Annotated in this window: 16 protein-coding genes and 1 riboswitch; of the genes, 7 read left to right on the top strand and 9 right to left on the bottom strand. The window is 67.2% G+C overall.

Annotated elements, in window-relative coordinates:
• Positions 1 to 31 precede the first annotated feature (31 nt).
• Positions 32 to 1,363: a dihydrolipoamide acetyltransferase family protein gene (locus DF286_RS01065; protein ID WP_109269756.1), complete on the top strand. Its 1,332-nt coding sequence runs from the start codon at positions 32 to 34 to the stop codon at positions 1,361 to 1,363.
• 47 nt (positions 1,364 to 1,410) lie between these two features.
• Here DF286_RS01065 and DF286_RS01060 read toward each other — a convergent pair whose 3' ends face one another.
• The gene (locus DF286_RS01060; protein WP_109271907.1) at positions 1,411 to 1,749 is read right to left on the bottom strand and encodes a YciI family protein; all 339 of its coding nucleotides are present in this window, start codon (positions 1,747 to 1,749) and stop codon (positions 1,411 to 1,413) included.
• A gap of 128 nt (positions 1,750 to 1,877) precedes the next feature.
• Between DF286_RS01060 and DF286_RS01055 the strand changes: the two genes are divergently transcribed.
• Positions 1,878 to 4,196, top strand: a complete 2,319-nt coding sequence (locus tag DF286_RS01055) for a transketolase (protein WP_109269755.1) — start codon at positions 1,878 to 1,880, stop codon at positions 4,194 to 4,196.
• A gap of 89 nt (positions 4,197 to 4,285) precedes the next feature.
• Here DF286_RS01055 and DF286_RS01050 read toward each other — a convergent pair whose 3' ends face one another.
• Entirely contained in the window at positions 4,286 to 5,368 is a 1,083-nt protein-coding gene (locus tag DF286_RS01050; RefSeq protein ID WP_207789984.1) for an AI-2E family transporter, read from the bottom strand.
• A 29-nt stretch (positions 5,369 to 5,397) separates the two neighbouring features.
• On the opposite strand from DF286_RS01050, the gene DF286_RS01045 reads away from it, so the two are divergent.
• Positions 5,398 to 5,604: a hypothetical protein gene (locus tag DF286_RS01045; protein WP_109269754.1), complete on the top strand. Its 207-nt coding sequence runs from the start codon at positions 5,398 to 5,400 to the stop codon at positions 5,602 to 5,604.
• Between the two features lie 29 nt (positions 5,605 to 5,633).
• Here the strand turns inward: DF286_RS01045 and DF286_RS01040 are convergent, their stop codons facing one another.
• The 6 genes from DF286_RS01040 to DF286_RS01015 form a co-directional block, all read right to left on the bottom strand.
• Complete coding sequence (locus DF286_RS01040) at positions 5,634 to 6,005, bottom strand: YidH family protein (RefSeq protein ID WP_109269753.1); 372 nt, start codon at positions 6,003 to 6,005, stop codon at positions 5,634 to 5,636.
• A 59-nt stretch (positions 6,006 to 6,064) separates the two neighbouring features.
• Positions 6,065 to 8,125, bottom strand: coding sequence for a transglycosylase domain-containing protein (locus tag DF286_RS01035; RefSeq protein WP_109269752.1), 2,061 nt, complete (start codon positions 8,123 to 8,125; stop codon positions 6,065 to 6,067).
• A 55-nt stretch (positions 8,126 to 8,180) separates the two neighbouring features.
• On the bottom strand, positions 8,181 to 9,350 hold the full coding sequence (locus DF286_RS01030) for an NAD(P)/FAD-dependent oxidoreductase (protein WP_109269751.1): 1,170 nt from the start codon (positions 9,348 to 9,350) through the stop codon (positions 8,181 to 8,183).
• Between the two features lie 74 nt (positions 9,351 to 9,424).
• Entirely contained in the window at positions 9,425 to 10,579 is a 1,155-nt protein-coding gene (locus DF286_RS01025) for a trans-sulfuration enzyme family protein (RefSeq protein WP_109269750.1), read from the bottom strand.
• Positions 10,576 to 11,535, bottom strand: a complete 960-nt coding sequence (locus tag DF286_RS01020) for an alpha/beta fold hydrolase (RefSeq protein ID WP_158274584.1) — start codon at positions 11,533 to 11,535, stop codon at positions 10,576 to 10,578. Before DF286_RS01020 ends, DF286_RS01025 begins: the two co-directional genes overlap by 4 nt.
• Positions 11,532 to 13,292 (bottom strand): amino acid kinase family protein, encoded by a 1,761-nt coding sequence (locus DF286_RS01015; RefSeq protein WP_109269748.1) that lies wholly within the window; start codon positions 13,290 to 13,292, stop codon positions 11,532 to 11,534. Before DF286_RS01015 ends, DF286_RS01020 begins: the two co-directional genes overlap by 4 nt.
• 34 nt (positions 13,293 to 13,326) lie before the next feature.
• Positions 13,327 to 13,436, bottom strand: a riboswitch (SAM-I-IV-variant riboswitch).
• Between the two features lie 189 nt (positions 13,437 to 13,625).
• Here DF286_RS01015 and DF286_RS01010 point away from each other — a divergent pair.
• From DF286_RS01010 to DF286_RS00995, 4 genes are read left to right on the top strand one after another with little or no spacing between them, the layout of a single operon-like run.
• Positions 13,626 to 15,011 carry an amidohydrolase family protein gene (locus DF286_RS01010; RefSeq protein ID WP_109269747.1) on the top strand — a complete coding sequence of 462 codons (1,386 nt, stop codon included), beginning with the start codon at positions 13,626 to 13,628 and terminating at the stop codon, positions 15,009 to 15,011.
• Complete coding sequence (locus DF286_RS01005) at positions 15,004 to 16,173, top strand: dipeptidase (protein WP_243444675.1); 1,170 nt, start codon at positions 15,004 to 15,006, stop codon at positions 16,171 to 16,173. The genes DF286_RS01010 and DF286_RS01005 overlap by 8 nt, the downstream gene beginning before the upstream one ends.
• Before the next feature lie 24 nt (positions 16,174 to 16,197).
• Positions 16,198 to 17,097, top strand: coding sequence for a bile acid:sodium symporter family protein (locus DF286_RS01000; RefSeq protein WP_109269746.1), 900 nt, complete (start codon positions 16,198 to 16,200; stop codon positions 17,095 to 17,097).
• Positions 17,094 to 18,053: an ornithine cyclodeaminase family protein gene (locus tag DF286_RS00995; protein WP_243444674.1), complete on the top strand. Its 960-nt coding sequence runs from the start codon at positions 17,094 to 17,096 to the stop codon at positions 18,051 to 18,053. Before DF286_RS01000 ends, DF286_RS00995 begins: the two co-directional genes overlap by 4 nt.
• 138 nt (positions 18,054 to 18,191) lie before the next feature.
• Here DF286_RS00995 and DF286_RS00990 read toward each other — a convergent pair whose 3' ends face one another.
• Positions 18,192 to 18,908, bottom strand: coding sequence for a TonB-dependent receptor plug domain-containing protein (locus tag DF286_RS00990; RefSeq protein ID WP_109269745.1), 717 nt, complete (start codon positions 18,906 to 18,908; stop codon positions 18,192 to 18,194).
• Between the last annotated feature and the right edge of the window lie 338 nt (positions 18,909 to 19,246).

The raw sequence follows: 19,246 nt of genomic DNA, 5'->3' as shown, positions 1-19,246 counted from the left end.
ACGAACACAAACATTTTCGGGGTCTAAGACTATGGCGCGCTACGAATTCAAGCTGCCCGATATCGGCGAAGGCATCGCCGAGGCCGAGGTCGTCGCCTGGCACGTGAAGGTCGGTGACGCGGTCGAGGAAGACCAGCCGCTCGCCGACATGATGACCGACAAGGCCACCGTGGAGATGGAGAGCCCTGTCGCCGGCAAGGTCATCGAAGTGGCCGGCGAAGTCGGCGACCAGATCGCCATCGGCTCCGTGCTGGTGGTGTTCGAGACCAGCGCCGAGGCTGCCGAAGCCGCGGCCGAGGCGGAGGAGACGGGCGAAGAAGCCGCGTTGGCGGATGGGCTGGTTGAAGTCACTGCGGGGATTGAAGAAGCGGTCCCCAGCGCCGACGTGGAAGAACCGCGCCAAGCCCAAAAGCCGTTCGTCCCGAGCGTAGTCGAGGGGCGCAGCTCGGACTCGGTGCAGCGCGCCTCGACTACGCTCGGCACGAACGAGGTTGGCGGGAACAAGAAGCACGTGCTCGCCTCCCCCGCCGTGCGCCAGCGGGCGCGTGATCTCGGCATAGACCTCGCCCAGGTGCAAGCCACGTCGGACCGCATCCGCCACACCGATCTAGACGCCTATCTCCTCTACAATGGCGGCGCCGTCGCCCGCCCCGGCGCCGCCACCCGCCGCCAGGACGAGCAGGTGAAAGTCGTCGGCCTCCGCCGCAAGATCGCCGAGAATATGCAGGCGGCCAAGCGCCACATCCCGCACTTCACCTATGTCGACGAGGTCGACGTGACGGCGCTGGAGCAGACCCGCGCCATGATGAACGCGGATCGCGGCGGGAGCCCCAAGCTCACCCTGCTCCCCTTGCTCATCACCGGCATGTGCCGCGTGCTGGCCGATTACCCGCAGATCAACGCTCGCTACGACGACGAGGCGAATATCATCACCCGCTCGGGCGCGGTCCACATGGGCATGGCGACCCAGACCGATAACGGTCTCGCCGTTCCGGTGATCCGCGACGCGCAGGACAAGAGCGTCTGGCAGCTCGCCGCCGAGATCCTCCGCCTCGCCGACGCCACCCGCGCCGGCAAGGCGACCCGGGAGGAGCTTTCGGGTTCCACCATCACCATCTCCAGCCTCGGGCCGATGGGCGGCATCGTCTCCACCCCGGTCATCAACCGCCCGGAGGTCGCGATCATCGCCGTCAACAAGGTCAAGGAAATGCCGGTGGTCGTCGATGGCGACCTCGAGATCCGCAAGATGATGAACCTCTCGCTCTCCTGCGACCACCGCGTCGTCGACGGCTGGGATGCGGCGAGCTTCATCCAGGATCTGAAGAAGCTGCTGGAAAATCCGCTGAGGCTGCTGTCGCTCTGAGATTCTGCTGAAGCGGCGGAACAGGCTGGGCCGGATTGACGTCCGGTCTAGCTCGCCGGATCGTACATGAATTCGCGCACTTCTTGCGAGCAACGGCAGGCGACCGCGATCTTCCTTGCCCATTCCAGGGCCTCCTCGCGCGTCGGCAACTCCAGCACTGTGAACCCGCCCTTCAGGCGGCTGCCGGGATAAATTTCCGTGGACACCGATCCGTCGCCGGAGACCAGCACGGGGTCCACCTGCTCATCGATCCCTCCGCCGAAAATGTAGACGCCGGCTGCCTTGGCTTCCTCGATCACCGCATGAGCCTCGGCTGAGACAATCGGGAGTTCGTCCTCGGTGAGCACCATGGCTTCGCTCGGGAAGGAGATGAGATATTTGGTCATGCTTTGATGATGCATCTCAGCTCCGAGCGCAGCAAGTGCAGCTCTGGGGGGTCGGCTTTGCCCCAACGTCCGCCTTGGGTCTAAACTATGATTTCAGCTTTCGATCCAACGGGGCTAAGGCCGCGGCCATGCTGAAAAAGACTTCCGCTCCCGATCTCGACTCCCTCCGTTTGCTGGACGATCGCCTGCGCTGGCTGTCGTCCTGGACGATCCATCATGCCAACCACATCCGCGAAAGCACCGACGGCCTGAAGGTCGGCGGGCACCAGGCGTCCTGCGCGTCGATGACGGCGATCATGGCGGCGCTCTACTTCCATGCGCTGGGGCCGAACGACAAGGTCGCGGTGAAGCCGCATGCCGGGCCGGTGCTGCACGCCATCCACTATCTGATGGGCAGCCAGAGCCGCGAGCAGCTGGAGGCTTTCCGCGGGTTCGGGGGCATGCAGAGCTATCCGAGCCGAACCAAGGATCGGATCCCCGTCGATTTCTCGACCGGTTCGGTCGGCCTCGGCGTCGCCGTCACCGCCTTTGCCAGCCTGGTCCAGGATTATCTGCTCGCCCATCGTCTGATGAAGCCCGAGGAGGCGGGTCGGATGGTGGCGCTGATGGGCGACGCGGAACTGGACGAGGGCAATATCTACGAGTGCCTGATCGAGGCGTACAAGCACGACATCCGCAACTGCTGGTGGATCGTCGACTATAACCGGCAGTCCCTCGACGCGACCACGGCCGAGCGCATGTTCCGCCGCTTCGACGAGATATTCGCGAGCTTCGGCTGGCGGGTCGTGACCTTGAAATATGGCAAGCTGCTCGAGGCGGCGTTCAAGGAGAAAGGCGGCGCGGCGCTGGAGCGCTGGATCGACGGGTGCGGCAATGCCGATTATGCGGCGCTCACCTATCTCGGCGGTGCGGCCTGGCGCGAGCGGCTGTTGAAGGATGTACCCGAGACGAAGCCGATCCTCGACAAGCATGATGATGAGTCGCTGCACCGGCTGATGACCAATCTTGGCGGCCACGACATGGAGGCTCTGGTCGCGGCGTTCGACGAGGCTCAGGACGATGTACCGACCCTGTTCATCGCCTACACGATCAAGGGCCAAGGCCTGCCCTTCGCCGGCCACAAGGACAATCATGCCGGCCTCATGAACCCCGGCCAGATCGCCGCGCTGCGCGAGAAGATGGGCATCGCCGAAGGGGAGGAGTGGGAGCCCTATGCCGGGCTCGGCGGCAACAGCGCGGAAGCCGCCAAGTCGCTGGTCGAGGGAAGCCGTATCGCCAGGGCTAAGCGCGAGCGGCCATGGAATGTGGCGGAGGTACCGGCCATCGTCCCGCCCGCCGGAGAGGAGCAGTCCACCCAGGCCGCCTTCGGCCGCATCCTGCTCGACCTTGCCAAGGCGGGCGGGCCGCTCGCCGACCGGATCGTCACGACCTCGCCGGACGTCACCGTCTCGACCAACCTCGGCGGCTTCGTGAACCAGCGCGGGCTGTTCCGCCGCCGGGAGCTGGCCGACGTCTTCGCCGCCGCCAAGATCCCGTCCGCCCAGAAATGGGGCGGATCGCAGGCCGGCCAGCATATCGAGCTCGGCATTGCCGAGAACAATCTGTTCCTGATGCTGGCCGCGCTCGGCCTCGCCGGCGACCTGTTCGGCGAGCGGCTGTTCCCGATCGGCACCGTCTACGATCCCTTCATCGCCCGCGGCCTCGATGCGCTGAACTATGCCTGCTATCAGGACGCGCGCTTCATGTTGGCCGGCACCCCCTCGGGCGTGACCCTGGGGCCGGAAGGCGGCGCTCACCAGTCGATCAACCCGCCGCTCATCGCCATGGGCCAGCCGGGCCTCCGCCACTACGAGCCGGCCTATGCCGACGAGCTGGCGCTGATGATGGAGGAAGGCTTCCGCCTCGTGCAGCGGGAGGAGGGCGAGAGTGTCTACCTTCGCCTCACGACCCGCACCATCCGCCAGATCGACCGCTCCGATGATAGTTGGAAGGAAGACGCGATCCGGGGCGGCTATTGGCTCCGAGAGCCCGCGCCGGGCGCCGAGGCGGCGCTCGTCTATATGGGCGCCATCGCCCCCGAAGCGCTCGCCGCCTGGGAGGCGCTGAAGGACGACATGCCCGGTCTCGGCCTCCTCGCCGTCACCTCGCCCGACCTCCTTCATCGCGGCTGGAGCGCGAAGCGGAGCGGCCGCTGGGCGGGGAAGGCGGCGGAGCCGAGCCACGTCGAAACGCTCCTCGCCCCGCTCTCCCGCGACGCCGGCCTCGTCACCCTTCTCGACGGCGCGCCGGCGGCTCTGTCCTGGCTCGGCGGCGTTGCCGGCCACAAGGTCAGCCCGCTCGGCCTCGACCGCTTCGGCCAGACCGGCAACCTCGCCGATCTATACCGCTATTACCGCCTCGACGTCGACGCGATCGTCGAAGCGGCGGCCGAGCTGTTCCTGGACTAAACGCTTGGCCGTCGTTGCGAGGAGCGGAGCGACGAAGCAATCCATCCCAGTGCCATGCTGGATTGTCGCTTCGCTCGCAATGACGGCGGCTAATCCCCCTCCGTCGGCAGCGACGTAGGCGTGCCGAGCGCTTCGCGGACGTAGAGGCGCTTTACCGTCACGAACAACACTACAGTCAGCGGCGCGGCGAGGAGGATGCCGGCCATGCCGAACAGCAGGCCGCCCGAGACGAGCGCGAAGACGAGCAGGGCCGGCGGCAGGCTGACCGCGCGCTGCTGGACCATCGGCTCGATCAGATTGCCCTCGAGCTGCTGAACCACAAGGTAGAGGCCGGCCGTCCACAGCGCCGCCTCGGGGCTGAGGGCGAAGGCGAGCAGGATCGCCGGCACGGAGGCGATGATCGGGCCGAGGAACGGCACGAACTCCAGGATGGCCGAGACGAGACCCAGGGTCAGCGCCGCCGGCACGCCGATCAGCCACAGGCCGATCCAGGTGAGAAGGCCGACCAGCGTCATCGACACCAACCGCCCGAGCAGCCACAGCCGCAGGGCCCGGCCGCTGTCGTCGAACGCCTGCGCCGCCAGCGATCGCCCGCGTTCCGGCACCAGCTTGATGAGGCCGCTGCGATAGAGCCGCGGCTGGGCGGCGAGATAGATGCCGCCGACCAGCACCAGCAGCAGGTCGGCGAGCCCGCCGCCGATCGACGCCACGATGCCGCCGACCCGGGTCAGAACGCCATCCCCCGAGCCCAGGCTCTGCACCCATTCGCGGAGCGGTTCGGCGAGGCCGAAGGGCTCCAGCCGGTCCTGCAGGTCTTGCCAGGCTTCGGGGATGGATTCGCGGAGCGCACTCGCCTGCCCGATCACTTCCGCACCGAACAGCCAGAAGGCGGTGCCGAACAGGGCGAGGAGGGCGGCGAGCGCCAGCAGCAGGGCGAGCACATTTGGAAGACCGAGGCGCTTGCGCAGCGGGTCCGCCATGGCGCTGAGCACCACCGCAACCAGCACCGCCCCGAATACGAGAATCAGGAGCCCGCGCAGCCGCCACAGCAGCAAAGCGACAGCTGCAACCGCGACCGTAATCAGCAGCCGCTCGATAAAGCGGCGATGGCCCATGTCCGCCGCCGCCGGCACGGGAACAATCGGCTGGCTGCGGCGCTCTTTCTCGGACATCATTGTGCCCCTGTAATGGAGACCAGAATATGATCGGCAAGATTATCGGCGCCGCTGTCGGCAAGAGGATGGGCGCCCGCTACGGCGACGGAGCCAAGGGGGCTCTGATCGGCGCGCTGGTTCCGGTCGTCGCCCGCCGCGCCTTCACTCCGCTCGGCTTCGCGCTGATGGGAGGCTATGCGGCCAAGAAATATTATGACGGCCGCCAGGCCCGGAAGGCCCGCGTCCGCCACTGAGTTCATGCGGACGGAGGCGCGGGCGTCCTTCATTCGAGGATCCACAGCGCCGCGATGAGTGCCAGGGTCGCCACGATCATGCCGCTGGTGACGAGCTTGATGTTGCGGCCCTGCACCGTCTTCACCTCATGCGTCTTCAGGCGCTCGAGCACGGCGCAGGCGCGTTCCTGGCTCGACATGAAGATGTAGATGCCGGCGATCAAAAAGACGGTGGCCAGCGCCTTGGGGATCCAGACCGGCTCGATCTGGCGGTAGAGGGCCGAGAAGCCGAGACCGATGCCGATGGCGGCGAGGCCGGTTCGGACCCAGCTGGCGAAGGTACGTTCGTTGGCGAGCGCCGTCCGGTCTTCCGCCAGATCGGTCCGGCTGTGGGCCAGACGCTCCCTCTCGTCGACTTCCATCGCCTCCTCCTCTCGGGTCATGAACGCGGCAGGTCCGATACGGTGCCGAAAGGTTGGACCTAGAGTGCGAACGGCGGCTCGCCGTCCTCCTCGGGAGGAACGGGCGGCGGAGGAGCGACGATCGGTATGTCGACCGGTTCGGTTGGCGCATCGTCATCTTGCCCGGCGGGCGGCTCTGCGGTGATGGTCACGGTATCGGGCGTGATCTCCACGCCCATTTCGAGCCCGCCCACATCCGCCGGCGGGATGATGAGCCTGGGTCCGTCCGTCGGCGGCGCTTCCGGCTCCTCGCGCTGGGGCTGTCGGGTCGGCCGCCGCGCCGGCGGAAGGTCGATCGCGTTCGACATGAAGTCGCGCCAGATGCGGGCGGGAAGGCCGCCGCCGTGGATGTTCCCGGCAAGCGGGCTGTTGTCGTCATTGCCGACCCAGACGCCGGTCACCAGATCGCCGGCGAAGCCGATGAAGATGGCGTCGCGATTGTCCTGGGTGGTGCCCGTCTTGCCGAACGTCTCGACCCTGAGAGCCGCGGCGCGGCCGGTGCCGTCATTGGCCGCCGACCAGAGAAGGTCGAGCAGCATCGGCCAGGTGGAACGCTCGTTGAAGCGCCGGAAGCGCGATCTCATCGACTCGAACCAGCCCGCTTCGGCCGCGGGCAGCCCATGCGGCCGCACCGGATAATTGCCGTTGGCGACGGCGGCATAGGCGGCGACCATTTCGATCAGCTTGGTGCCGGACGTGCCGAGCGCAAGACTGGGCGTCGGCTTCAGTTCGGTGGAGATGCCGAGGTCCCGCGCCGCCTCGATGACATTCTGGCGGCCGATCCGTTCCTGGAGGCGGACGGCGGCGACGTTGCTCGACCGGGCGAAGGCCTCGCGGAGGGTGATCAGCCCATCGTACCTGTCGTCGCTATTCTCCGGCGTCCATTCGTCGATGGTGACGGGCTCGTCGAGGATCATGGATTCGGGCGTCATGCCGGCCCGTAGCGCCGCCAGATAGACGAACAGCTTGAAGGCCGAGCCCGGCTGGCGAACCGCCTGGGTGGCCCGATTGAAGGGGCTCTTGCGGTAACTCTTGCCGCCGATCATCGCCACCACCCGCCCGTCCGGCCGCATCGCCACCAGCGCGACCTGCGCGCCGTTGAGATTGGCGCGGCGAACCGCGTTCACCGCCTGGCGCTGGAGATCGTCTTCCAAAGTGGTCTCGATCGTCTGCTCGCCATAGCCCCATTCGACGGCGGCACGAGCTTCCGGAAAAACCCAGTCGGCAAAATAGCTGCCCTTGGGGAGGTCCTTGGCGGGTCCGAGATCGAGCTTCACCGGCGGCACGTCTGCCGCTTCCTCCGCGGTCAGCATGCCCGCCTCGACCATGGCGTTCAGCACGACCTGCGTCCGCTCGCGTGCGCCTTCCAAATTGCTGGTGGGATTGAGGCGGGACGGCGCCTTCATCAGCCCCGCCAGCATCGCCGCCTGACCGACGGTGAGGTCCTCGGGCGGTCGATCGAAATAATGATGGGAGGCGGCGCGCAGGCCGTAGACATTGTCGCCGAAATAGACGCTCGAAAGATAGCGGGAGAGGATTTCCTCCTTGCTGAGCCACGCCTCCAGCCACACCGCGATCAGCGCCTCGCGGAGCTTGCGCGTCGCAGTCTGGTCGGAGCTCAGGAAAGCGAGCTTGGCGAGCTGCTGGGTGATGGTGCTGCCACCTTCGACCACTCCGCCCGCGAGGGCGTTCCGGGCGGCGGCGCGGAGGATGCCCCAGGGGTCGATGCCGCTATGATTGTGGAAGCGCCGGTCCTCGATGGCGAGGAAGGCGTTGGGCACATGCGCCGGCAGGTCCGCGACGGAGACCGGATCGTCCGTGATGGCGCCGCGGCGGGCGATCGGCGTGCCGTCGGCCGAAAGCAAGGTGAGGCTCGGCGCCGCGATCGGCTGAAGCGATTTCGACAGCGGCGCCGTGACGGCGAGATAGGCGAAGAGCAGCAGAAAGGCGGCCAATAGGGCCGCCGCGATCTTCCAGTGTCGCCGCGGCCGTGGAGCCTCGCCTTCGGGCGGAACGGGCACGGCGAGTTGGGGCCCCGCGGGTTCGGCCGGCGCAACGTTCGGTCTCTGATCGAACAGCATCAGCGTACCGTCCCGGCGAGGCGACTTGGACTAAGACGCATCGCTGATCCTTGCACTACGCCGTCCGAACGGAAGTTGAATGCTTTGGTTGCGTAAAGAGCCGGTCGGGCAGGATTTTATCGGGCGTGACGCCAAGCTCGGCCAAGCCCTGCGGCCACGGGCCGCCGGTCACCAGCGTCTCGACGATCTCCGCCATAGCCGGGGCAGTCTGCAGACCGTAGCCGCCCTGTCCCGCAAGCCAGAAGAAGCCCGGCGCGTCGGGCGCGAAGCCTGCGGTCGGCACCCGGTCCGCCACGAAGGAACGAAGCCCGGCCCAGCGGTGGGCGATGCGGGTGACGCTGAGCGTCGTATAATGCTCCAGCCGGTCCGCGGCGAGGGCGATGTCGTAATCCTCGGGCTGCGCGTCGCCCGGTTCGTCAGGCACTTCGTCGGCCGGCGAGACGAGGAGCTGGCCTGCTTCCGGCATCATGTAGAAATCGCTGACGATGCTGTGGAGGAACGGCCAGTCGCGTACGTCCATCCCGGCGGGCGGATCGACGACGATAATGGTGCGCCGCTTGGGCTGCAGGCCCAGCGGTTCGACGCCCGCGAGGCCGGCGACCCGGTCCGCCCAGGCGCCGGCGGCATTGACCAGGATGGGAGCGGACCATTGCTCGCCTGCCTCGGTGCGAACGATCCAGCTTTCGCCCTCGCGTCGGATCGCTGCAATGCGGCGCCCGGTCACCAGCTCCGCCCCGGCACCGCGGGCGGCGCGGCCGAACGACTGAAGCAAGGCGTCGGCGTCGAGCTTGAGCCCGGAGCGATCCACAACCCCTCGGACAGCTGCCCCGGAACCGGTTTTCAGGATCGGACAAATGGCCTTCAGCCCGGCTTCATCGGTCCATTCGACCGTATCGGTGAAGCGCGCCATCTCGGCATAAAGCGCTTCCAACGCGGGCATCGTTTCCTCGCCGGCGACGTAGAGCGACGGCATCACCCGGCACAAAGGCGTCGGGCAGAAACCCTCCGGTGGATTTTCGAAGAAAGGCTGGCTGTAGGCGGTGAGGCCGCGCACGACGGCGTCGCCGATTCCGAAATGGCTAAACGAAACGCTGCGTCCCGACGAATGATAGCCGTGTGCATCTTCCGCCTCGAGCACCACCACCCGTCCGTGCCGCGCCAGCCGCGCCGCCGCCGACAGTCCGGCGACTCCGCCGCCGATCACCAGGATATCCGCTGTCCTCATGGCGATTTCCTATAGGGGCCGCAGGCCCGCGCCGCCAGATGCGCAAGATAGCGTCGCTGGAGTGACGGTGGGATTCAGGCGCTGCCGAATCCGCGCGCCAAATCTGCGATCAGGTCGTCTGCATCCTCGAGACCGATCGATAGCCGCAGCAGGTCGGGATAGATGCCGGCCTCCTTTTGCACCTTGGGCGGCATGCCGCCGTGGGTCATCGTCGAAGGCTTGCAGATGAGCGTCGCGAAGCCGCCGAGCGAGGAGGCGAGGGTGATCAAATCCAGGCCGGACAGGAAGGCGGCAGCCGCCTCATCTCCGCCCTTGACGCGAAAGCTGATCATGAAGCCGGGTCCCTGCTGCTGCCGCTCGGCAAGCTCATGGCCGGGATGGGTGGAAAGACCGGGATAGTGCACGGCGGCCACTCGGTCCTGGGCGGCGAGCCATTCGGCGATTCGCTGCGCGGTCGCTTCCTGCCGCTCGACCCTGAGGGGAAGGGTGCGAAGGCCGCGCAGCGTCTGCCAGCTGTCATGGGCGGAAGCCGACAGACCGGCTGCATTCGCCCACCACTGGATCTTCTCCACCAGGCCGGCATCGGCGGCGAGCAGGGCGCCGCCGAACAGGTCGCCATGGCCGTTCAGAGCCTTGGTCGTCGAGTGCATGACGAGATCGCAGCCCAGCGCCAGCGGCCTTTGCCGGCAAGGGGTGGGGAGGGTGTTGTCCGCAATGACCAGCGCGCCCGCCCGTTTCGCGCGCGCGGCGCGGTCGGCAATGTCGGTGATGCGAAGGAGAGGGTTGCTGGGGGTTTCGATCCAGAGGAGGGCGGGGTCCTCGGCCATCGCCCGGTCGAAGGCCTCGTCGTCGAGCATGTCGATGAAGGTGGACCTCAACCGTCCCTGTTCCTCGAAGCCCTTGATGAGGCGGTAGGTGCCGCCATAGCAATCGTGCGGCGCCACAACGAGCGAGCCCGTAGGCAGGAGCAACAGCGCCAGCAGTGCCGCGGATTGGCCGGAATTGGTCGCGACGCCGCCCGCCGCACCCTCCAGTTCCGCCAAGGCCGCAGCCAGCATGTCGCGGTTGGGATTGACGGTCCGCGAATAGTCGTAATCGGGCCTGGTGTCGGAGTCCGGCCAGCGGAAGGTGTCGGACGCGAAGAGCGGCGGGATCAGCCCGCCATAGACGGGATCCGCGGCGACGCCGGCCGAAGCGACTATCGTGGAGACTTTCCGGGGCTTTGTCATGGGTTGGCGTCCAGGAAAGGCCGCACGAGTTCAGCTACTTGCGCTGCGTTCTTCAGGAACATGTCATGGCCATAGAGCGACGGCAGGATGCGAAGCGCCGTCGGGCCGGCGAGCGCAGTCGCGAGCGCCTCGAGCTGCGAGGGCGGCACGAGCTGGTCCGACTCCGCGCCGATCAGCAGGCAGGGCAGGCCAATCGCTTCCGGATCGATCCGGTGCCGGTCGATCGAGGCCGACAGGCTGAGGAAGCGCCCGGGCGACATCACCGTCTGAAAGGCCTCGCCCCGGGCACGGAGATAGCTTCCGGGCTCGGTCGGCCCGAGCGCCTCCTCTCCATCGAGCCCGCCGGTAAAGCGCTGGTCGAACTCCTCCCGGGTCCGGTAGCTCAGCATCGCCATGCCGCGGGCGATGGACAGCGCCTCGGCAGCGGCGCCGTGGGCCATCCCGAGCGCCACGACCCGCCGCTGAAGCTCCCGAAGGGCGGTGGCGGCGGGGTGCGCCGAGGCGGCGGCCGAAATTGAGATGATCCGCTTCACGCGCTCCGGAAAATGCTGGCCGAAGCTGAGGGCAACCATGCCACCATAGGAGGCGCCGACAATGGCGTTGGCCTGGGCGACTCCGGCAAGGTCGAGCGCCTGGCAAAGGACGGCCGCCTGGTCCCGGCAGGAAGGAGCGGCTTGTCCGCTTTCATCGGCAATGAAATCGAGGCCTATTATGCGGTGGCGGCGCGGGTCGACGGCGCCTTCTTCGCCGACCATGCCGGGCCACCAGCCTCCGGGGCCGCAGACCAGCCTGTTAGCCGATATGCCGCCGAGCACGACGACGGCTGGTCCATCCACCGGGCCAGTCACCGTCGCCCGCGTCGACCTGCCGAAGCGATGGAGTGACTCCGGGAGCGGAACCTCCAGGTCTTGGGCGATCGGTGCGCTGACCAGCGGTCTCACCATTTCGGCGTTCATGATGCGAGCCTCGTCCGGTCTTGCGCGATTCCAGCACGGCCACGGCTGATCTCGTCGAGGTCCGCGGCGATGGCTTCGGCGGTGGCGGGGCCGCCGGCGCCGCGCCCGACGCAGCGATAGACGGAGCCATCGGCAAGGGTGACGACGGCGCGGTTCCATTCCTCCGCGGGAGCGCCGAGCTCCGGCAGTTCGCTGAGGGGCCGCAACCCCACGCCGGCCTCGATCCTACCGTCCAGCCGCCGAAGATGCGCCACCTGAACCCACCTTTCGCCGCTCGCCTCGATGCGGGCGATCGCCTCCTCATCGAGGCTTTGGGTGGTGACGTCCAGTGCCTGCGGGCTGATGTCGAAGGCGTGGTGGGCGATGATGCGGAGCTTGGCGGCCGCGTCGGCGCCGCTCAGATCAGCGGCGCAATCCTCCTCGGCAAATCCTGCCGCACGCGCCAGGGCGATGGCCTCGTCGGCGCCGGCGCCGCGCGACAGGCGATCGAGGATGAAGTTGACGGTGCCGTTGACGACGCAGACGACCTCTTCGATCCGCCCCTGCGCCGCCGCGCGCGAGACCGTCTCCAGGATCGGCGCGCTTCCCCCCACCGCGGCCGAGTAGAGCAGCCGCGCGCCGCCCGAAGCCGCCGCGCCGGCGAGTAGGGGAAGGTGGCTGCTCACCACGCGCTTGCTGGCGCTCGCCACGTGGATGCCGCGCGACAGCAGCGTTCGACACAGCGAAGCGCCGGTGCTGTCGCAGGACAGGGCATCGACGAAGATGTCGAAGCCAGCGTCGAGAAAGGTGCCGACGTCGTTGGTGAGGGAACAGGGCGGCGGCACCGCCCGGGTGCGCTGCGGCTGGCGAACGAGGATGGAAGCGATCTCGAATCGGGGATCGTCCTTCAGCCGCGCGGCCAAGGCCTGGCCGACGACGCCATAGCCCGCGAGACCGATCCGCAGCCGAGGCTCCGGCTTCTGCGGAAGTGGCTCTGACGTGATCGGCCCGACGCAGGTCGGCCGCGTACTTCCGATTGCTTCGATCTCGATCGGCAGCGATCGTGCCGCCGCATATTCTACGGAGCCGGCCTGGATCAGCGGTCGCGCGACCTCGAGCGCGTCGGCCCAGCTCACCTCGGCAAAGCGCCGGGCATCGGGAGTCCGCGCCGGATCGCTTTCGAAAACGCCGTCTACATCCTTGTAGAGCCGGACCCGATCGGCGCCCAACTCCCCGGCAAGAAAGACGGCGGAGAAGTCGGAGCCGCCGCGCCCGAGCAGGCTGCGCTGCCCATCCTCGCCCATGCCGACGAAGCCGGGCACGATGACGAGCCCGCTGGCGGCCAGCTTGTGCTCGAGATGGAAAGGGTCGAGGCTCGTCGGCTGGCTGTCGCAGGCGTCGCCGCTCGTCTCCAGCCCCAACTCTTCGGGACGGCAGATCTCGGCGGGCAGGCCGATGCGGTCGCAGGCGAGGCGGAGCAGCGCCGCCGTCCGCTCCTCGCCGAGCGAGACGAGGTCCGGGATGCTGCGACAGGACACCGGGCCCGTCACCGCCTCCGCCTCCGCGAAGAGCCGGTCGGTCTCCCCGGCCAGGGCCGAGACGACCGCGACGATCCGACGACCCGCGCGGCGCAGCCGGTAAAGCTCGCCGGCAACCCTCGGCAGGTCCTCGATCGTGCGGAGGACGGAGCTGCCGAACTTGAGGACGTACAGAGGCTCCGCCGCGCCGCTGAGGGGCCGCGCCTGTGGCTGGGCATGGGGGAGAACCGAGGGCTTCATCCTTCTTCCTTCACAATCGAAGGACGACGCTGCTCGTTACCCGCTTCGTTGCCGGTCCGGCCGCATCGCCCCTCATGGGACCGCCACCTTGCCCGGGAAGGCAGGTTGGCGTGGACCGAACCCGGCCCACTCTTGATGCATGTGGCTCCGTCGCCGAGACGATCGAAGCTCGGCCCGATACCTATGCAAATCGCCGGAGGATGCAAGCCATTTCATGGACACTCACGGCTCGCACCATCTGCGGCTTTCACGGCCTGGTTTTTCCTGGAGTTGCCTTGGCCGATCTGTATCGTGACGGCTGGGTAGCGATTCCGCGGGGGCACCAATCGACCGATGAGACTCTTGTGCGTGCGGCTGTTGGCGGCCCTTTGCGTCTCCCTCCTATCGGTAGCCGCGGCGGCGGCTTCGAAGGCTCCTTTCGCACCGCCCGAGGCCGGCGCGCGGGTCGTCTATCGGGGCGCCAACCTCATCGACGGCAGCGGCGGCCCGATGCGCCGGGACATGGCGGTGGTGACGAACGGACCGCTGATCGAGGCCGTGCTTCGCGATGCCGACCTCACGCCGGAGATGATCGAAGGCGCGCAGGTCGTCGACGTTGAAGGCCGCTATCTGCTCCCCGGCCTCATCGACAGCCATCAGCATCTCGCGACGCCGCCTGATCGCGCCCGTGCCGAGGCCCTGATGCGGCGCGACCTCTATGGCGGCATCACCGCCGCGCGCATCATGGCCGACGATCTGCGCTCCGTCGCGGAGTTGGCGCGCGCCTCGCTGGTCGGCGAAGTCGCCGGGCCGGACCTTTATTTCGCGGCGCTCGTCGCCGGGCCCAGCTTCTTCGAGGATCCGAGAACGAAGGCGATCGCCGCGGGCGCCGTGCCGGGAGAGGCGCCGTGGATGCAGAAGATCGACGAGGGCACGAACATCCCGCTGGCCGTGGCCGTGGCGCGCGGCACCTTCGCCACCGGCCTCAAAATCTATGCCAACCTCCCGGCGCCCCTCATCCGCGCCCTCACCGAGGAGGCCCATCGGCAGGGGCTCAAGGTCTGGGCGCACGGCATGGTCTTCCCGACCCCGCCCGCCGAGGTGATCGCGGCGGGTCCGGACGTCGTCTCTCACACCTGTTATCTCGCCTATCAGGTCTCCGATAAACGGCCGCAAAGCTATCAGGATCGCTTCCCCGTCGACTATTCGAAGTTCGAAGTCGGCGACAATCCGGTGATGGCGGGCCTGTTCCGCGAGATGCGGGCGAAGGGCATCATCCTCGACGCGACCCTGCGCGTCTACGAGGAGATGGACCAGAGGGCGGCCGAGGATCCCGACGCGCCGCCCTATCATTGTACCGCGGCACTCGCCGCCAAGCTCACCAGCCAGGCCTATCGCGAAGGCGTGACGATCTCCGCCGGCACGGACGGTTTCACGCCGCGCAACGACGCCTACAGCGCCCTTCATGATGAGCTGGAGTTGCTCGTCGAGCGGGCAGGGATGCCGCCTGCGCAGGCGATCCGCTCCGCGACCCTTGTCGGCGCCATGACCATCGGCAAGCAAGACGAGATGGGGACGGTGGAGCCGGGCAAGCTCGCCAATCTCGTCCTGGTCGAGAAGAACCCGCTCGAAGACCTGGGCAATCTGAGAAGCGTCGTCTTCACCGTCAAACGCGGGCGACGGTTCGACCGCACCGGCTACCGCCCGATCAGCCCGGAGGAGATCCCCGACGATGAGTGAACGCGTAAGCGATGTCGATCGCCGGGCCTTCCTGGCCATGACGGGGGTGGCCGCCGTCGCGCTGCCGGCCGTGGCAGGGGCTCATCCGGGCCACCGCGCATCGGACATGATCATCGTGAACACGCTGGGCGGGCTCGGCAATCCCAACGAGCTGCCGGACGGGCCGGATACGGGCACGGGCGTTGACGGCACCGGGCGCGGCGGCATCGAGCAGAGGGTGATAGACGATGCCCGGGCCTCCGGACTTACCGCCGTCAACGTCACGCTCGGCTATGTCGCCGGCGATATGGAGCCGTTCGAATATAGCGTGCGCGAGATCGGCATCTGGGATGCGCGCCTGAGGCAGCGCCCGCACGACCTCCTCAAGGTGCTGAACGCCGCCGACATCCTCCGCGCCAAGGCTGAAAACAAGATCGGCATCATCTACGGTTTCCAGAACGCGGCGATGATGGGTGACGATGCCAGCCGCGCCGACATCTTCGCCGATTTGGGCGTGCGCGTCATCCAGCTCACCTACAATCCCGGCAATCAGCTCGGCGACGGCTCCATGGCGCCCGAGAATCTCGGGATCACTCCCTTCGGCCGCGAGGTGATCGAGCGGCTCAACGCCGATCGTGTCATCGTCGACCTGTCGCACAGCGGCGAGCGCACCTGCCTCGAGGCGGCGGCCCATTCGCGCCAACCCATCTCGATCAATCACACCGGCTGCCGCGCCCTTGTCGACCTGCCGCGCAACAAAACGGATGAGGAGCTTCGGCTGGTCGCGTCGAAGGGCGGCTTCGTGGGCATCTATTTCATGCCGTTCCTCGACCCTCAGAGCCGCGCCACGGCCGACGATGTCGTCGCCCATATCGATCACGCGGTGAATGTCTGCGGCGAGGATCATGTCGGCATCGGCACCGACGGCGGCACCACCGGCATCGACGACATGGCCGCCTATCGCGCCCGCATCGCCAAGCAGATCGCCGACCGCCGCGCCGCCGGGATCGGCGCGATCGGCGAAAACCCGGACACCGTGCCGTTCGTGCTCGACCTCAACGGCCCCACTCAGTTTCACAAGCTCGCCGATCTTCTGCGGCAGCGCGGCTATACCGAGAACCGGATCGAGAAGATCATGGGCCTCAACTTCATCAACTACGCGCGAGAAATCTGGGGCGCCTGAGCAAGCCACGGCTGGGGAAACGAAATGACGCCGGACTTCATCGCCTTCGTCAACACGGTGTTCGTGCCGGTGGGCCTGATGCTGATCATGTTCAGCATGGGCCTGACGCTGGCGCTCAAGGATTTCGCGCTTGTGCTGCGCAGCCCAAAGCTGGTCGGCGCGGGCCTTGTCGGCCAGCTGCTGCTGATGCCGCTGCTCGGCCTCGGGATCGGGACTCTGTTCGGTCTCGCGCCGGAACTGGCGCTGGGTCTGTTCATCATCGCCATCTGCCCGGCCGGCACGACATCGAATGCGCTGACGTTCGTCGGCCGCGGCAATGTCGCGCTGGCGGTGGTGCTGACGGCGGTCTCCAGCCTCGTTACCGTCTTCACCATTCCCGTGCTGCTCGCCTGGGCGCTCCCCTTCTTCCTCGAAGGTGGTGGGAACGTTCCGGAGTTGTCGGTGCCGGACACCATGCTCCAGCTGATCCGGATCACCGTCCTGCCGATCGGCGCCGGCATGCTAGTCCACCGCTTCGCGCCTGGTCTCGCGGCCCGCATGGAGCGGTGGCTGAGGCCCACTTCGCTGGTCGTCCTCATCGGAGTGATCGCCTTCTCGGTGGCGATCAGTCTCGAGATGGTGCTCGAAAATCTTCTCGCCGCCGGTCCCGCCATCTATGCGCTCAACGTCGCCGCCATGGCCGTCGGCCTGCTCCTCGCCCGCGCCGTCGGCGCCGGCACCCGCGACACCATGACTGTCGGCATAGAGGTGGGCGTGCAGAATGCGACTCTGGCAATCTTCCTCACCCTCACGGTGCTCGGTAGCCTTCCGCTTGCCGTCACCCAGAACATCTACGGCGTCGTCATGGTCCTCAACGTCTTCCTTCTCATCCGCTGGTTCCGCGCGCGTCTCGCCGTCGAGCGACCGGCGCCGGAGATGGCGTGACACTGCGTTTCATCTCCGCCGAGGAGATTGCGCGCCTGCTGCCCTACGAGGCGTGCATCCCGCTGATGCGCGAGGCGATGATCGCCCTGTCCAGTGGCCGCACCCGACAGCTGTTGCGCGGCATCATCGATCTCGATGGCGGCCGCGCCTTCGGTGTCATGCCCGGTGCGATGGAAGGGGGGGCGTTCGGGGCCAAGCTGGTCAGCGTCTTTCCGGATAATTTCGAACGTGGCGGCCCTTCGCACCAGGGTGTGATCGCCCTGTTCGACCCTGAGAGCGGCGCCCCAGTCGCTATTCTCGACGCCGGCGAGATCACCGCCATCCGTACCGCGTCCGCCTCGGCGACCGCCACCGATGCGCTGGCCCGCCCGGACGCCAGCCGTCTCGCCATCCTCGGCTATGGCGAGCAGGCCTGGCGCCACGTCGCAGCCATCCGTCACGTCCGCTCGATCACAAGAGTCACCGTCTGGGGCCGCTCGCCCGATCGCGCCGCCGCCTTCGCCCGCCGGGTGCGGGATACGGGCCTCGATACCATGCCCGCTCCCGACGTTGCCACGGCGGTGGCGGAAGCGGACATCATCTGCACCGTCACCGCTGCGCCCGAGCCGATCCTGGAAAGCGCGATGGTGCCAGACGGCACGCACATCAACGCGGTCGGCTCCAGCCGTGCGGGGCCCGCCGAAATCGCCAGCGACCTCGTCGCCCGCGCCCGTTTCTTCGCCGACCATCGCGAGAGCGTCCTCGCCCAAGGCGCCGAGTTCATCCGCGCCCGCTCGGCGGGTTTCATCGGCGACGATCATCTGCTGGGCGAAATCGGCGACGTAATGCGCGGTCGCCTGCTCGGTCGGACGAGCGACGTCGACGTCACCCTTTACAAATCCCTCGGCACCATCGTCCAGGATTTGAGTGCGGGGCATTATGTCCACAGCCGAGTGCAACGGTCCAGCGGACTATGAAGGCGCTAAATTTGCTGGCGCGTTCGTATCCGTGACCTGGCGTAACGTGGGGGGCGGCCGGGTGAAGACGCTTGTGTGGAACGGCAGAATTCTACCGTTGCTCCAAAATTGGCGCGCCCAACATGTTGAAAAGGGCACTCAGATCATTGGGAAATTTCTGTCGAGCTCGCTCGCCCCGTCATAGAAGAGGTCGTGCTGCTGATAGGCGCCGCCGAGCACGAAATCGAATGCGCCGACGCGGCGACCGGTGAGTCCGGAGAGGCGATAATGGAAGCCATTCTCCTCGAAGTCGTCAGTCGAGATTTCCGCCTGGACGCGATTGAGCCAGTCGCCATTCCGGGGCGCGTCGACCGTCACATAGTTGATGACGCCACCGGTCGCGCCGATACCCTGGATGGCGTTGGCGCCGTAGATCACCTCCACCCGGTCGACAAAAGCGGGATCGACGGTGAATCCGCTGCGCTTGCCGTCGCGGAGCGGCGTCGACTGAGGGACGCCGTCGACCAGATAGAGCGGCGTCCGGCCGCGCAGCGACTCGCCTGTGCTGGTCAGCTTCTGGCGACCGGGCGCGAGGCTTGGGATGGAGAAGCTGAGGCTGTCGAGCAGGCTGACGCTCACCGCCAGTTGCTGATCGAGCGCCTCGCGATCGATGACGCGGACTGTGCTCGGAATCGCCGTAATCGGCGTAGGCGTCCTCGTCGCGGTGACGATGATGTCCGATTGCCTCTTCTCTTCGACCGATTTGAGGGGATCCGCTGCTCGGACATCCGCGACTCTTGGCGACAGGGCCTGGGCTGACAAGGCGGGACCGACCAGGGCAGATACTCCAGCTGCCAACAACCAACGCACAGACATTACGCCCCCTCTCGCTATTGCAAATCAGTCGCAGGTCCGTGAGCGCATTCCTCCTGAACGTCAAGCCCGGGGATGGGTGCAAGAATATTTAATGTGGAGCGTGCGGTGTCGGTATCGTCAGGCCGGCAGTTCGGGGATGGGTGCAACTCCTCCTCGCCGCCCGTCCAGTTCTGGCTCGGGCGTTCGATCCTAATCAGGCCGGTTGGAAGGCGCTGGAGGCCCGCACCGGCATTATAGATCTACTTGTCGCCCCCGAACCCTAGGCCGCTTACGACCTCGGTTGCCTTCCTTCTGGCGGCTAAAGGGGTGCTTGACTCGTGCCGTGTCCCTGAAGATTG

This window comes from Sphingosinicella humi, from assembly GCF_003129465.1.
GTDB classification, from domain to species: domain Bacteria; phylum Pseudomonadota; class Alphaproteobacteria; order Sphingomonadales; family Sphingomonadaceae; genus Allosphingosinicella; species Allosphingosinicella humi.
This window is presented reverse-complemented; position numbering and strand designations above follow the sequence as displayed.

Excerpts from the sequence above, each read along its gene's own strand:
- DF286_RS01065 (WP_109269756.1), top strand. The coding sequence starts at position 32 with ATGGCGCGCTACGAATTCAAGCTGCCCGATATCGGCGAAGGCATCGCC.
- DF286_RS01060 (WP_109271907.1), bottom strand. The coding sequence starts at position 1,749 with ATGACCAAATATCTCATCTCCTTCCCGAGCGAAGCCATGGTGCTCACC.
- DF286_RS01055 (WP_109269755.1), top strand. The coding sequence starts at position 1,878 with ATGCTGAAAAAGACTTCCGCTCCCGATCTCGACTCCCTCCGTTTGCTG.
- DF286_RS01050 (WP_207789984.1), bottom strand. The coding sequence starts at position 5,368 with ATGTCCGAGAAAGAGCGCCGCAGCCAGCCGATTGTTCCCGTGCCGGCG.
- DF286_RS01045 (WP_109269754.1), top strand. The coding sequence starts at position 5,398 with ATGATCGGCAAGATTATCGGCGCCGCTGTCGGCAAGAGGATGGGCGCC.
- DF286_RS01040 (WP_109269753.1), bottom strand. The coding sequence starts at position 6,005 with ATGGAAGTCGACGAGAGGGAGCGTCTGGCCCACAGCCGGACCGATCTG.
- DF286_RS01035 (WP_109269752.1), bottom strand. The coding sequence starts at position 8,125 with ATGCTGTTCGATCAGAGACCGAACGTTGCGCCGGCCGAACCCGCGGGG.
- DF286_RS01030 (WP_109269751.1), bottom strand. The coding sequence starts at position 9,350 with ATGAGGACAGCGGATATCCTGGTGATCGGCGGCGGAGTCGCCGGACTG.
- DF286_RS01025 (WP_109269750.1), bottom strand. The coding sequence starts at position 10,579 with ATGACAAAGCCCCGGAAAGTCTCCACGATAGTCGCTTCGGCCGGCGTC.
- DF286_RS01020 (WP_158274584.1), bottom strand. The coding sequence starts at position 11,535 with ATGAACGCCGAAATGGTGAGACCGCTGGTCAGCGCACCGATCGCCCAA.
- DF286_RS01015 (WP_109269748.1), bottom strand. The coding sequence starts at position 13,292 with ATGAAGCCCTCGGTTCTCCCCCATGCCCAGCCACAGGCGCGGCCCCTC.
- DF286_RS01010 (WP_109269747.1), top strand. The coding sequence starts at position 13,626 with ATGAGACTCTTGTGCGTGCGGCTGTTGGCGGCCCTTTGCGTCTCCCTC.
- DF286_RS01005 (WP_243444675.1), top strand. The coding sequence starts at position 15,004 with ATGAGTGAACGCGTAAGCGATGTCGATCGCCGGGCCTTCCTGGCCATG.
- DF286_RS01000 (WP_109269746.1), top strand. The coding sequence starts at position 16,198 with ATGACGCCGGACTTCATCGCCTTCGTCAACACGGTGTTCGTGCCGGTG.
- DF286_RS00990 (WP_109269745.1), bottom strand. The coding sequence starts at position 18,908 with ATGTCTGTGCGTTGGTTGTTGGCAGCTGGAGTATCTGCCCTGGTCGGT.